The sequence below is a fragment of the Hydrogenophaga sp. RWCD_12 genome, assembly GCF_046604225.1.
Taxonomy (GTDB): domain Bacteria; phylum Pseudomonadota; class Gammaproteobacteria; order Burkholderiales; family Burkholderiaceae_C; genus Hydrogenophaga.
The window spans coordinates 146,121-158,478 of the sequence record NZ_JBKIXC010000001.1 but is presented as its reverse complement, the minus strand read 5'-3'; the positions used below and the strand labels follow the sequence as shown (position 1 = coordinate 158,478).

Sequence of the window (12,358 nt, the reverse complement as noted above, 5' to 3'; positions counted from 1 at the left end):
TCAGGAGGTCGAGGGACCGGAGGAAGCGTCCTGATCGTCGCCCGTTCTCGGCCGGACCAGGGACTGCACGTCCAGCATCAGCTGGCGGGTCCGGAACACCCGGACGCCGCTATGGTAGTGCAGCAGCGCGCGCAACTGGGGTTGCAGGGACTGCTGGCAGCCAGCGCAGGCACGCAGGGTCGCGATCAGCGGGTCGTGATCATCCAGTGCCGCCTGCAGCGACCGCCATTGGACACCGTCAAGAGAGTGTGTGTCATCGCCGTGGGCCATCCTCAGACCGGTCTCCGGGCTGACCACATAGCCCACCGCATCCTGCAAAGGCGCCAGCGTGCTGCCGTCGCACGACAGGTCGGGCAGCAAACCGATGTCGCGCAGCAGCAGCAGCTCGAAGGCCCGCAGGATCAGCTGCTGCGCATCGGACTTTTCCGCCAGCAGCTGCACCGCCAGCGCATAGTGGTCGTACAGCCCGGGGTGCGGATCGTCGCGCGCCAGCAGGCGCATCAGCAGTTCGTTGAGGTAGCTGCCCGAAAGCAGTGCGTCGCCGGTGGGCATGACATGACCGCCTTGCCACTGCGCCGCTTTGAGTGTGCGCACCTCGGCATCGCCACCCCAGGACAGGTGCAAGGGCTGCAAAGGCAGCAGTACCGGGCGGAACTGCGAGGTCGGCTTCTTGACCCCCTTGGCCACCATCGCAATACGGCCGTGGTGGCGGGTGAAGACCTCGAGGATGAGACTGGACTCGCTCCAGTCGTAGCGGTGCAGGACGAAAGCAGGTTCTTCAGAGGTGCGGCGCGTGGCCATTCATCACTCGTAGCCGAAGGAGCGAACACGCGCGTCGTCGTCCGCCCATCCCGAACGCACCTTGACCCACAGCTCCAGGAATACCTTGCAGTCCCAGATTTTCTCCAGCTCCTGGCGGGCCTCTGTGCCGATGCGCTTGAGCTTCTCGCCCTTCTCGCCGATCACCATGCCCTTGTGACCTTCGCGCTCGACCACGATGGTGGCGGCAATGCGCTTGAGCGTGCCCTCGTCCTCGAACTTGTCGATCACCACCGTCGAGGTGTAGGGCAGTTCGTCTCCGGTCAGACGGAACAGCTTCTCGCGCACCATCTCGGCGGCCATGAAGCGCTCGCTGCGATCGGTCAGCTCTTCGGGGTCGTGCATCCAGGCTTGCTGGGGGAGGTACTTCTCGCAGATGGCAAACAGGCGCTGGATGTCGCGCGGCGTCTTGGCCGACATCGGCACGAACTCGGCAAAGGCACGCTTTTCCTGCATCGACTTGAGCCAGGGCGCCAGATCACCGCGGCGGTGCACCAGATCGAATTTGTTGGCCAGCAGGATCACGGGCACGTTGTCGGGCAGCAGTTCCATCACCTTGGCGTCGCCCGGCTGGAAATGCCCGGCCTCGACCACAAACAGGATCAGGTCCACATCGGCCACCGCGCCCAGCACCGTCTTGTTGAGCGCGCGGTTCAGGGCGTTGCCGTGCCGGGTCTGGAATCCAGGCGTGTCGACAAACACAAACTGGTGAGCACCCACCGTGCGGTACCCGGTGATGCGGTGCCGGGTGGTTTGAGCCTTGCGCGACGTGATGCTGATCTTCTGGCCCACCAGGGCGTTCAGCAGCGTCGACTTGCCAACGTTGGGCTTGCCGACAATCGCCACATAGCCACACCGCTGTTGCGCCGGGTCGACGGGCTCGGGAACTTCCGGTGCTTCAGCCTCCGCTGGTGCCGGAACGCTCTTGCCCAATGCAGACGCCAGCATGGCCTCCAGATCAGCGTCGGGTGCGGCAGTGGGTGCGGGATCGGAAGAAGGACGGGTCGAGCGGGGCATGGAAGAAAAGGTGTTCGGGTAACAGGGCGGACGAAGGTCAACGGGATGCCGCCGGATGCGACGGCTCGGCTGCCCGCAAGTGCAGCAGCATGGCGGCGGCAGCCGCCTGCTCACCAGCGCGGCGGGAGGCACCAATGCCTCGCTCGCTGCGGTTGAGTTCTTCCACCGTGCACTCCACGTCGAAGGTCTGCCGGTGCGCCTCACCCAGTGTGGCCACCACACGGTATTGCGGCAGCTTCATCTTGCGCCCCTGCAGCCATTCCTGCAAATCGGTCTTGGGGTCCTTGCCCATGGCGCTCATCTGTGCATTCAGCTCGATACCGCTGTAGAGGCGGAGCACCAGCGCGCAGGCCACTTCAAACCCGGCATCCAGATACACGGCCCCGATCACGGCTTCCAGCGCATCGGCCAGGATGGAAGGTCGCTTGTGACCCCCAGAGCGTTTCTCGCCATCGCCCAGTCGCAAGCTGGTCGACAGGCCAAGTCCAACCGACAGCTGATGCAGGGTGTCTTGCTTCACCAGGTTGGCACGCACCCGCGAGAGGTCGCCCTCGGGCATCTGGTCGAGTTTCTCGAACAGCAAGCCTGAAACCGACAGATTCAAGACCGAATCACCCAGGAATTCCAGCCGTTCGTTGTGATCGGCCGAAAAGCTGCGATGTGTCAGCGCCCTCTCAAGCAGGCGCGGATTGGCAAAGACATGACCAAGGCGCCGCTGGAGCGCCGTCAACTCCGCCGTCAAAGACACGCGCAACTGCCCCTGTCAGGCAGTGGGAATTTCCGCATCACCGAGACGCACCTTCGTATTTCATCACCAGATAAGCAGGTCCCATCAGATGAATCTCGCGGCTGTATGCAAAGGACACGATCACTTTGTCACCTTGTTTGCTCACTTCGAGCTCCTTGCCTGTGATCGAAGTGATGTCATCAATCTGGGCCGCCTTGTCGAAGGTACTGCGTACATCCGCCACAGTGGAACCACCAGAGGCCTTTTGCGCAGCTTTCTGAACAGCCATGTATTCGATATAGGTCGGTACGACTTGCGCCAGCGTCACGCCCGCGAAGGCCAGGAATATGCCCACGAACAGCAGACCGAAAAACGTCAGGCCGCGTTGCCGTTGCTTCAGCTTCATCACCCTACCTCCAGTAGTTGCGTCACTCACTCGAACGAACCAATGCGCCCGAGGTCGCCAAAATTCATCCAGACAAAAAAGGCCTTGCCCACAATGTTGGACTCCGGTACAAACCCCCAGAAACGGGAATCCAGCGAATTATCCCGATTGTCGCCCATCATGAAATAGTGGCCAGGTGGCACCTTGCACACCACGCCCTCTGCCGGATAGCGGCAGTTCTCGCGGAAGCTGTATTCCACCATTGGCGTCACGAACGGCGGTCGCATGTCGTCGTTGAGCGTGTTGTAGCGACGACCGCCGAGGTCCTCGCCGAACTGCTTCACATAGCGCATCTGCTCGCCATCAAAGAAGTCCGGTTGATTGCTTCGCGGGACAGGCTGGCCATTGACCGTCAGACGCTTGTTCAGATAGGCCACCTCGTCGCCAGGCACGCCAATGACCCGCTTGATGTAGTCCAGACTAGGTTGTGGCGGGTAACGGAACACCATCACGTCGCCGCGCTGGGGATCGTGGTTGGCGATCACCTTGGTGTTGATCACCGGCAGCCTCACGCCATAGTAGAACTTGTTCACCAGGATCAGGTCACCCACGCGCAGCGTCGGAATCATGGAGCCCGAAGGAATCTTGAACGGCTCAAACAGAAAGCTGCGCAGCACGAACACCGCAACGATCACCGGAAACAGTCCTGCCGTCCAGTCGAGCCACCAGGGCTGCGAGAGCAGCTTCTGGCGGGTGCCCTCGTCAAAGCTCAGGTCCGTGCGGGCGATTCCCTGGCGGGCCAACTCTTCCTGGCGTCGCTGGATATCCTGGGCGGCCTGCTCGGTGGCCTTGCGCCGCGCTGGCAGGAAGTAGAACTTCTCTGCCACCCAGTACAAGCCGGTGATGGTCGTTGCCAGCAACAGCAACAAGGCAAAGTTGCCTTCGATGACGCCGAAGAAGAACGCGGCGGCGTAGGCGGCAAAAGCCGCCAGGATCACGGAGGTGACCACACCCATGGTCTTTTGCATCAATCCTCCACCTGCAGAATGGCAAGAAATGCCTCTTGGGGCACTTCGACCGAACCGATCTGTTTCATGCGCTTCTTGCCTGCTTTCTGCTTTTCGAGGAGTTTGCGTTTGCGGGTGATGTCACCGCCGTAGCATTTTGCCAGCACGTTCTTGCGCAGAGCCTTGATGGTTTCGCGCGCAATCACGTTGCCACCGATGGCCGCCTGGATCGCCACGTCGAACTGCTGGCGGCTGATGATTTCGCGCATCTTGGCAGCCACCGCACGCCCGCGGTACTGCGACTGCGACCGGTGCACGATGATGGAGAGAGCGTCGACCTTTTCGCCGTTGAGCAGGATGTCGACCTTCACCACGTCGGACGCGCGGTATTCCTTGAACTCGTAGTCCATGGACGCATAGCCGCGGCTGACCGACTTGAGCTTGTCGAAGAAGTCCAGCACGATCTCGCCCAGCGGCATGTCGTAGGTCAGCATGACCTGCTTGCCGTGGTAGGCCATGTTCAGCTGCATGCCGCGCTTCTGGTTGGCCAGCGTCATGACCGCACCCACGTATTCCTGCGGCATGTACAGATGCACCGTCACAATCGGTTCACGGATCTCTTCGATGCGTCCCTGGTCGGGCATCTTGGACGGGTTCTCGACCATGATGACCTCTCCGTCGCCCCGGACCACCTGGTACACCACGCTCGGCGCGGTGGTGATCAGGTCCTGGTCGAACTCGCGCTCCAGGCGTTCCTGCACGATCTCCATGTGCAACAGGCCCAAGAAACCGCAGCGGAACCCGAAGCCCAGCGCCTGCGACACCTCGGGCTCGTAATGCAGCGCAGCGTCGTTGAGCTTGAGCTTTTCCAGGGCATCGCGCAGCGCGTCGTATTCGCTGGCCTCGGTCGGGTACAGGCCGGCAAACACCTGTGGCTGCACTTCCTTGAAGCCCGGAAGGGCTTCTGAAGCCGGGCCCAGATTGTTGGGCAGCTTCTTTTCCAGAGTGATCGTGTCGCCGACCTTGGCCGCCTGCAGTTCCTTGATGCCCGCGATGATGTAGCCCACCTCGCCGGCTTCGAGCGAGTCGCGCGATTCGTTGGCTGGCGTGAACACGCCCAGGTTGTCGGCGTTGTAGACCGTGTTGGTCGCCATCATCTTGAAGCGCTCGCCCTTGAGCAGACGCCCGTCGACCACGCGCACCAACATCACGACGCCCACATAGGTGTCGAACCAGCTGTCAACGATCATGGCGCGCAGAGGAGCATCCGGGTTGCCCTTGGGCGCCGAGATGCGCGCGACCACCGCTTCGAGGATGTCTTCCACGCCCATGCCGGTCTTGGCCGAACAGGGAATGGCGTCGGTCGCGTCGATGCCGATCACGTCCTCGATCTCGGCCTTGGCGTTGTCCGGATCGGCGTTGGGAAGATCCATCTTGTTGAGCACTGGCACCACTTCCACGCCCAAGTCGAGCGCGGTATAGCAGTTGGCCACCGTCTGCGCCTCCACGCCCTGGCTGGCATCGACCACCAGCAGCGCGCCTTCGCAGGCTGAAAGCGAGCGGCTCACTTCGTAGGAGAAGTCCACATGCCCAGGCGTATCGATGAGGTTGAGGTTGTAGACCTTGCCGTCGCGTGCCTTGTACTTGAGTGCTGCGGTCTGCGCCTTGATGGTGATGCCACGCTCTTTCTCGATGTCCATCGAGTCGAGCACCTGCTCGCTCATCTCACGGTCGGAGAGGCCACCACAGCGCGAGATGATGCGATCGGCCAGCGTGGACTTGCCATGGTCGATGTGCGCGATGATCGAAAAATTGCGGATGTGATTCATCGGGAAACAGTCAGGAAACCGGGTCGGCACCACCTGATGGCGGACCATAAAAAAGGGCGCGTCAGGTCGTGACGCGCCCGTAACCAACAATCAATGGCAACTGCGATAGTTGGGATTTCATTGTAGGCAAAAAGCCCGGGCTGCACACCCTGAAACCCACGGACAACGCCCGTTGCAGCGCAACAACGCCCATTTTATCCACAGATCATCCACAAGAAAACTGGGTAACTTGTGCACCAGCTGTGGAGCACTGGAACCTGAGTCGACAGGTTCCCACATGGTGAACACTGAACAGTGTTCGATGCCGCAATCATGGTTCGAGAGCCCCGATTTTATCGAAATCGGTCAACATGCCCCAAAAGCTTGTGAGCGGTCACCAACCAATCTCTCGCTCCTGGACGTTTGGAGGGCCGAAACCACCCTGTGGCAAAACAACCAACTCGACCAATAACCCCTTAATCCCAATCAGGACAAGGGGTTATTCACGGCTGCTCAACAAATTTCGAGTTCTTCCAAGCGCCTCACCGAGACGGACGAATCACCGTGTACTGCGCCCATTCGCCGCGGCGAAACAGCACGTTGACCGGGCGCGACTTGTCCAGGCGGGCGACCACCGCCTCCAGTTCCTTGGCACTGCCCACCTCAGTATTGGCGACGGCCACGATCACATCGCCTTCGCGGAGCCCGGCCTTGGCCGCTGCACCTTCGGCACCGTCGACGCGTACGCCGGACTTGATGTTGAGCTCCTTCTTCTGCGCGGCTGTCAGCTCACCGAGCGTCAGGCCCAGCGAAGTCACCACACCGGAGGCTGGTGGCTTGGCCTCCGGCGCAGCTGCCTTGCGGTCTGCGCGTTCGGGCTCCAGTTCAGCCACGGTGATCGACAGGTCGCGCTGACTGCCGCGCCGGAACACCGTGACGGTGCTGCGATTGCCAGGCCTGGTGTTACCGACGATGCGTGGCAGATCGGTCGACTTCTCGATCTCTCGCCCATCGAATTTCAAGATGATGTCACCCGGTTCCAGTCCCGCCTTCGCCGCGGGTGAGGTGGGCTCCACACCGTTGACCAATGCCCCGCGCGGTTGACCCAAGCCGATCGACTCGGCCACATCCTTGCTGACCTGACCAATCTGAACGCCGATGCGTCCGCGGGTCACGCGACCGCTGCTGCGCAACTGGTCGGACACGCGCACGGCCTCGTCGATGGGAATCGCAAAGGAAATGCCCTGGAAGCCCCCCGAGCGCGAGTAGATCTGGCTGTTGATGCCGACCACTTCGCCCCGCATGTTGATCAGCGGCCCACCAGAGTTGCCGGGGTTGATCGCCACATCGGTCTGAATGAAAGGAAGGAAGTCGCCCGTGTCGCGCTTCTTGGCGCTCACGATGCCAGCCGTGACGGTGTTCTCCAGACCAAACGGTGATCCGATGGCCATCACCCACTCGCCCACCTTGAGCCGGTTCACGTCACCAATGCGCACCGCGCTCAGACCGCTCGCCTCGATCTTCACCACCGCCACATCGGTGCGCTTGTCGGTGCCCACCAGTCTGGCCTTGTACTCGCGCTTGTCCGGCAGCGTCACCACCAGCTCGTCGGCGCCTTCAACCACGTGCGCATTGGTCATGATCAGACCGTCTGCACTGAGGACGAAACCGGAACCCACCCCTCTGGGCTGAGCCTCTTCCGACGGAGCACGATCCTGCCGCGGCGTCTTGGGCACAGCCCCGGGCGGCACCGGAATGCCAAAACGCTTGAAGAACTCCAGCATCTGCTCGTCGGCACTCCCCGTCCCGGAATCAGCGCTGGCACGCTCCAAAGTCCGGATGTTCACCACCGACGGTCCGACCTGCTCCACCAGTTCGGTGAAGTCCGGCAACCCACGCACCACGGGAGCAGACTGCGCGCCCGCCACCACCGGAATGACCGGCAGCATCAAGGTGCAAGCCCCCATGAGAGTGGCGCTCAGCACAGCACGCGTCGACAGGCGTTGGCGAGAAAAGGCAAAGTTCATCTAAGTCCTCACAAACAAGCAGGAACCCGACAGATATTCAGGTGCCCAAGCGGAGAATTTCTAGCCGCTGCAGCGCATGGTCAGCGAAGCCGTTCAAGCGCCAACGAAAAGCGGCGCACGGTCACAGGTGGGACCTCACCCAGCACAGTCACCCAATGGTTGCCGATGCGCCGGGTCACCGAATGCGTCGCGCCTGTCACGGCTGCGCCTTCCGTCCCATGGCGCTTCGGGTCAAACGGTTCGACAAACATCGACACCGACGCCAGACCATCGGAGAACACCCACTGCATGGGTGCCTGGCCCGGTGTGCCGGCCGCTTCGGTCTCACGCGTGTGGCAACTCATCGACTGGAAGCCCGGCACGGTCTCTTTCAGGCGCCAGCCCTCAGCTTCGGCGGTCGTCTTGCGCAGGACCTGCTTGTGCACGTCGTAGCCCTTGGTGTCGCCCATCATCTTCTTGAGCTTGTCCATGCGCACCGGCGCATCCAGCTGCAATTCCGAGAAGGCCACCTGCTCCAGCACCGCGCCCTGCTCGCCCAGGGTCTGCAGCTTCACCACCAGCCCGGTTTTCTTTTCCGACCAGATCCGGTAGCCGAACCGCAGGTTGTCGCGCGGCAGGATGTCGACGACGTCGGCCAGGTGGCCTGCTACACGCTCGGCAGCACCCTCGCGCACACTGTAGAACTCCGGCAGGCTGTTGCTCGGAGTGCGCAGCAGTTCGGGAAACACACCCAGCGACTCACGGCGGTCGACCCAGGCCACCTTGTGGTCCGGCACAAAGGTGATGACATCGTTGTTGTGCCGAATGGTCGAGCGTGGCGCGCCAGTCAGCGTTTCGACCCGCTCCATCTGCTGTGTACCGTCGCAGATGTGCCAGATGCGCGAGGCCGACATGGTCGAGGCGGAGGACACGACCAGCGTGCCGGTGTAGGCGCGCTGGCGCGATGCTTCATGCATGCGCGTGAGCCACTCGGTCAGGCTGCGCGAAGGCGGCGCTTCTGCCGATGTCTGGGCCAGCAGCGTCTGGCACAGGCCAAGCGCGAGCAGCCCGGCGGCAGACCAATGCTTCCAGCGGTTGCGGCAATACGCGGCACGAGAAACGAAAGCGGGCATGGCGGATTCAGCGCTGGGGAGCCGTGTCATAGGTAGCATTGCGCAGGAAACCGGTTGGCGTCTGCAACGCCGACATGCCGCCGTACTGCCGGTGCTCGGCAAGCAGTTGCTCCAGGCGGGGGTCGCGGGACATGGGCCCTTGCGGCGTCTGCACGACCACTTCCTGTACGGCGACGGGCGCGTTCTGCGGAGAAATCAGCGCGAGCTGACCGCCGGTATTGGCCGGACCGCCGACCAAACCGGTCAGCGCCCACCCCACCGCAGCGACCGCCGTCACCGACGCGATACCGGCGACCAGCTTCCAGCGGAACACCGAAGCATTTGCAGCAGGACCACGCACATGCACCACCGCTCCGGCCTGCGGGCCGGGCTCCAGTTTCTCGTCGCGAAGGCGGCGGCTGATCATGGAGGCCAGGTCGTCACCGGACCGGGCCGCAAGCCCCACCCCACCACTGCGCAACACGTCGCCGATCAGGTGGTAGGCCGTCCATTCGGCATGCAAGACGGCGGTGCCTTCGTCGCGCAACAGCTCATCCAGTTCGGCCATCGACAACTCACCATCGACCAGTGCAGACACCGCCATAGCGCGACGGTCCTCCAGCCCCGGTGACTGGCTGTCAGAAAAAGGTTTGCGCATTTCTGCATTCATGTCTGATTCCCAATGGGTCACTGGCTCACAGGATGTGCACTACCAACGTTTGCCCGTCTGGCGTTCCAGCATGGGCTTGATCCGGTTCGAGATCGCTTCGCGCGCCCGGAAGATCCGGGAGCGCACCGTTCCGATCGGGCAATCCAAGGCAACCGAGATTTCTTCATAGCTCAGGCCCTCGATTTCCCGCAGAGTGATCGCCATCCTCAATTCCTCGGGCAAAGCGTCCATCGCCGCATTGACTGCTTCGGCGATCTCCTTGCTGGCCAACACCGCTTCTGGCGTCTCGGAGTCGGTCGCACTGCTGCTTAGTTCGCGTTCGACCGAGGAAGTTTCATCGTCGTCGCCCGAACTGAGCTGGGACTGGAACACCAATGGATCCCGCTTGAGCTCCATCAACTGCTTCTTGGCCGTGTTGACCGCAATGCGGTAGAGCCACGTGTAGAACTGGGCGTCGCCACGGAACTGCGCCAGTGCCCGGTAAGCCCGGATAAAGGTTTCCTGCGCGATGTCCTGCACCAGATCGCTGTCGCGCACCATGCGGCCGATCAGGCGCTCCACGCGGCGCTGGTATTTCAGCACCAGCAGTTCGAAGGCCCGCATTTCGCCCGCCAGGGTGCGCTGCACCAGCATGGCGTCGCTGTCCGGTGAGGGAGGAGCTGTATGGTCTTCGGGCGGTGTCATGCGTGAGGCAATGGGGCGGCGGAAATATAACCCAAGCCCCGTTAGTGCGGGGAAGTTCAGGCGTGCGCCACCAAGGCACGCCGCAGATCGCCCCACCGCCGGGCGTCCCTGGACCGTTCAACCCAGGCCCAGATGCGTGCGCCGTCGGGATTGTGCAGACGAAGCAGCATCCAGGCCTGCAGGTCGTAAACCCGCTCAACCCGCTGCAGGGTGACCCCCTCAAGATACGCAGCGCTGATCCAGACCCATTCACCGCGAGACGGCTCCGCTAAATGACCCTCGGGCCGGCGTGGCGCCGCTTTCCACGCGAGCTGGCCTCCCGCTTGCCGCCGCCATGCAGACCCTGCGATGACTACCCACAGCACCCAAGCGCCCATGACCAGCCACCAGCCCGCCATTGCCTGCATCTGATAACTCACCCCCAACAGCAGCGCAGCAAGGGAGGCTGCACCTGAACCGGCCAGAAGCCAACCCAGAAAAGCAGAACGCCCCACCGGGTATGTGACCGATGGGGCGCTGCGCATGTCCTGTCAGCCGGGGCTACCGTGAAACATCAAACGCGTTTGAACACCAGCGTGCCGTTGGTGCCACCAAAGCCGAAGTTGTTCTTCACAGCGACGTCGATCTTCATGTCCCGAGCTGTGTTGGCACAGTAGTCCAGATCACATTCCGGATCCTGGTTGAAGATGTTGATGGTCGGCGGGCTCTTCTGGTGATGCAACGCCAGGATCGTGAACACGCTTTCGATGCCACCGGCACCACCCAGCAGGTGACCCGTCATCGACTTGGTCGAGTTCACCACGACCTTGTGGGCATGTTCACCCAGCGCGGCCTTGATCGCGTTGGTTTCGTTGACGTCGCCCAGCGGCGTCGAAGTCCCGTGCGCGTTCAGGTAGTCGATCTCGTCGGCATTGACGCCGGCGTTGCGCAGCGCATTGAGCATGGCGCGGCGCGGGCCGTCCATGTTCGGCGCCGTCATGTGCCCGGCGTCGGCGCTCATGCCGTAACCGACCACCTCTGCGTAGATCTTGGCGCCACGGGCCTTCGCGTGTTCGTACTCTTCGAGCACCACGACGCCAGCGCCTTCACCCAGCACGAAGCCGTCACGGTCTTTGTCCCAGGGACGCGAAGCCGTTTTGGGATCATCGTTGCGGGTAGACAGGGCTCGCATCGCGGCAAAGCCACCGACCCCCAACGGAGAGACCGTCGCTTCGGAACCACCCGCCACGATCACGTCGGCATCGCCGTACTCGATCTTGCGGGCGCCTTCGCCGATGCAGTGCAGGCCGGTGGTGCACGCGGTCACCACGGCTAGGTTCGGCCCCTTGAAACCGAAGCGCATCGACACATGGCCGGAGATCATGTTGATGATCGACGCCGGCACGAAGAAAGGCGAAATCCGCCGAGCCCCGCGATTGACGTATTCGGCGTGGGTTTCCTCGATCAGCGGCAGGCCGCCGATGCCGGAACCCACGATGCAGCCGATGCGCGTGGCCATTTCTTCATCCAGTGCCTCACCCGTGGGCAAGCCGGAATCGATCACGGCCTGGTGGGCCGCAGCGATACCGAAATGGATGAAGCTGTCCATCGTCCGCGCCTCCTTGGCGCTGATGTAGGACTCGAGATTGAACCCCTTGACCTCACCCGCAATTTTGCAGGCCATGCCCGACGCATCGAACTTGGTGATGAGGTCAATACCGGACTGGCCGGCCAGGATATTGGCCCAGGCGTCTTGCACCGTGTTGCCCACGGGCGAGACACAACCCAGACCGGTCACGACGACGCGACGACGGCTCATGGATGCATCAGGCTTTCTGGTGGGCCAGCGCGTATTCGATGGCGTTCTTGACCGTGGTGATCTTTTCAGCGTCTTCGTCCGGAATCTCGATGCCGAACTCGTCTTCCAGAGCCATCACCAGTTCCACCGTGTCGAGGGAGTCGGCGCCCAGGTCGGCCACGAAAGCCTTCTCAGGGGTCACTTGCCCTTCTTCCACGCCGAGTTGCTCGGCAATGATTTTCTTCACACGTGCTTCGATATCGCTCATAAGTCCCTCTGAGGGTGGTTGGATGACAAACCGCCATTTTAGCCGGGCTAGGGAGAGGTCCCTAGACGGCCCGCCGGA

The 12,358-nt window shown here is 62.3% G+C and carries 13 protein-coding genes; all 13 read right to left on the bottom strand.

From position 1 onward, the window contains the following. The 13 genes from recO to acpP all read right to left on the bottom strand — a co-directional run bounded on the left by recO (position 1) and on the right by acpP (position 12,280). Positions 1–801 (bottom strand): DNA repair protein RecO, encoded by an 801-nt coding sequence (gene recO / locus ACLIJ1_RS00755; protein ID WP_411363567.1) that lies wholly within the window; start codon positions 799–801, stop codon positions 1–3. 3 nt (positions 802–804) lie between these two features. Next, a complete protein-coding gene (era, locus tag ACLIJ1_RS00750; RefSeq protein WP_411363566.1) occupies positions 805–1,836 on the bottom strand; it encodes a GTPase Era in 1,032 nt (343 codons plus the stop codon). 37 nt (positions 1,837–1,873) lie between these two features. Beyond that, a complete protein-coding gene (gene rnc, locus ACLIJ1_RS00745) occupies positions 1,874–2,578 on the bottom strand; it encodes a ribonuclease III (protein ID WP_411364758.1) in 705 nt (234 codons plus the stop codon). A 43-nt stretch (positions 2,579–2,621) separates the two neighbouring features. Continuing rightward, a complete protein-coding gene (locus tag ACLIJ1_RS00740; RefSeq protein WP_411363565.1) occupies positions 2,622–2,969 on the bottom strand; it encodes a DUF4845 domain-containing protein in 348 nt (115 codons plus the stop codon). A 26-nt stretch (positions 2,970–2,995) separates the two neighbouring features. After that, positions 2,996–3,976 (bottom strand): signal peptidase I, encoded by a 981-nt coding sequence (gene lepB / locus ACLIJ1_RS00735; RefSeq protein WP_411363564.1) that lies wholly within the window; start codon positions 3,974–3,976, stop codon positions 2,996–2,998. Next, positions 3,976–5,784 carry a translation elongation factor 4 gene (lepA, locus tag ACLIJ1_RS00730; protein WP_411363563.1) on the bottom strand — a complete coding sequence of 603 codons (1,809 nt, stop codon included), beginning with the start codon at positions 5,782–5,784 and terminating at the stop codon, positions 3,976–3,978. The genes lepB and lepA overlap by 1 nt, the downstream gene beginning before the upstream one ends. A gap of 521 nt (positions 5,785–6,305) precedes the next feature. Beyond that, a complete protein-coding gene (locus ACLIJ1_RS00725; RefSeq protein ID WP_411363562.1) occupies positions 6,306–7,790 on the bottom strand; it encodes a Do family serine endopeptidase in 1,485 nt (494 codons plus the stop codon). An 80-nt stretch (positions 7,791–7,870) separates the two neighbouring features. Further along, positions 7,871–8,902, bottom strand: coding sequence for a MucB/RseB C-terminal domain-containing protein (locus ACLIJ1_RS00720; protein ID WP_411363561.1), 1,032 nt, complete (start codon positions 8,900–8,902; stop codon positions 7,871–7,873). A 7-nt stretch (positions 8,903–8,909) separates the two neighbouring features. Continuing rightward, the gene (locus ACLIJ1_RS00715; RefSeq protein WP_411363560.1) at positions 8,910–9,551 is read right to left on the bottom strand and encodes a sigma-E factor negative regulatory protein; all 642 of its coding nucleotides are present in this window, start codon (positions 9,549–9,551) and stop codon (positions 8,910–8,912) included. 39 nt (positions 9,552–9,590) lie between these two features. Then, positions 9,591–10,235: an RNA polymerase sigma factor RpoE gene (rpoE, locus tag ACLIJ1_RS00710; protein WP_411363559.1), complete on the bottom strand. Its 645-nt coding sequence runs from the start codon at positions 10,233–10,235 to the stop codon at positions 9,591–9,593. Between the two features lie 56 nt (positions 10,236–10,291). Then, positions 10,292–10,759, bottom strand: a complete 468-nt coding sequence (locus ACLIJ1_RS00705; RefSeq protein ID WP_411363558.1) for a hypothetical protein — start codon at positions 10,757–10,759, stop codon at positions 10,292–10,294. Between the two features lie 29 nt (positions 10,760–10,788). Continuing rightward, complete coding sequence (gene fabF / locus ACLIJ1_RS00700; RefSeq protein WP_411363557.1) at positions 10,789–12,033, bottom strand: beta-ketoacyl-ACP synthase II; 1,245 nt, start codon at positions 12,031–12,033, stop codon at positions 10,789–10,791. Positions 12,034–12,040: 7 nt separating this feature from the next. After that, positions 12,041–12,280, bottom strand: coding sequence for an acyl carrier protein (gene acpP, locus ACLIJ1_RS00695; RefSeq protein WP_411363556.1), 240 nt, complete (start codon positions 12,278–12,280; stop codon positions 12,041–12,043). Between the last annotated feature and the right edge of the window lie 78 nt (positions 12,281–12,358).

Excerpts from the sequence above, each read along its gene's own strand:
- rpoE (WP_411363559.1), bottom strand. The coding sequence starts at position 10,235 with ATGACACCGCCCGAAGACCATACAGCTCCTCCCTCACCGGACAGCGAC.
- lepA (WP_411363563.1), bottom strand. The coding sequence starts at position 5,784 with ATGAATCACATCCGCAATTTTTCGATCATCGCGCACATCGACCATGGC.
- era (WP_411363566.1), bottom strand. The coding sequence starts at position 1,836 with ATGCCCCGCTCGACCCGTCCTTCTTCCGATCCCGCACCCACTGCCGCA.
- ACLIJ1_RS00740 (WP_411363565.1), bottom strand. The coding sequence starts at position 2,969 with ATGAAGCTGAAGCAACGGCAACGCGGCCTGACGTTTTTCGGTCTGCTG.
- ACLIJ1_RS00725 (WP_411363562.1), bottom strand. The coding sequence starts at position 7,790 with ATGAACTTTGCCTTTTCTCGCCAACGCCTGTCGACGCGTGCTGTGCTG.
- acpP (WP_411363556.1), bottom strand. The coding sequence starts at position 12,280 with ATGAGCGATATCGAAGCACGTGTGAAGAAAATCATTGCCGAGCAACTC.
- ACLIJ1_RS00705 (WP_411363558.1), bottom strand. The coding sequence starts at position 10,759 with ATGCGCAGCGCCCCATCGGTCACATACCCGGTGGGGCGTTCTGCTTTT.
- recO (WP_411363567.1), bottom strand. The coding sequence starts at position 801 with ATGGCCACGCGCCGCACCTCTGAAGAACCTGCTTTCGTCCTGCACCGC.
- lepB (WP_411363564.1), bottom strand. The coding sequence starts at position 3,976 with ATGCAAAAGACCATGGGTGTGGTCACCTCCGTGATCCTGGCGGCTTTT.
- fabF (WP_411363557.1), bottom strand. The coding sequence starts at position 12,033 with ATGAGCCGTCGTCGCGTCGTCGTGACCGGTCTGGGTTGTGTCTCGCCC.
- ACLIJ1_RS00715 (WP_411363560.1), bottom strand. The coding sequence starts at position 9,551 with ATGAATGCAGAAATGCGCAAACCTTTTTCTGACAGCCAGTCACCGGGG.
- ACLIJ1_RS00720 (WP_411363561.1), bottom strand. The coding sequence starts at position 8,902 with ATGCCCGCTTTCGTTTCTCGTGCCGCGTATTGCCGCAACCGCTGGAAG.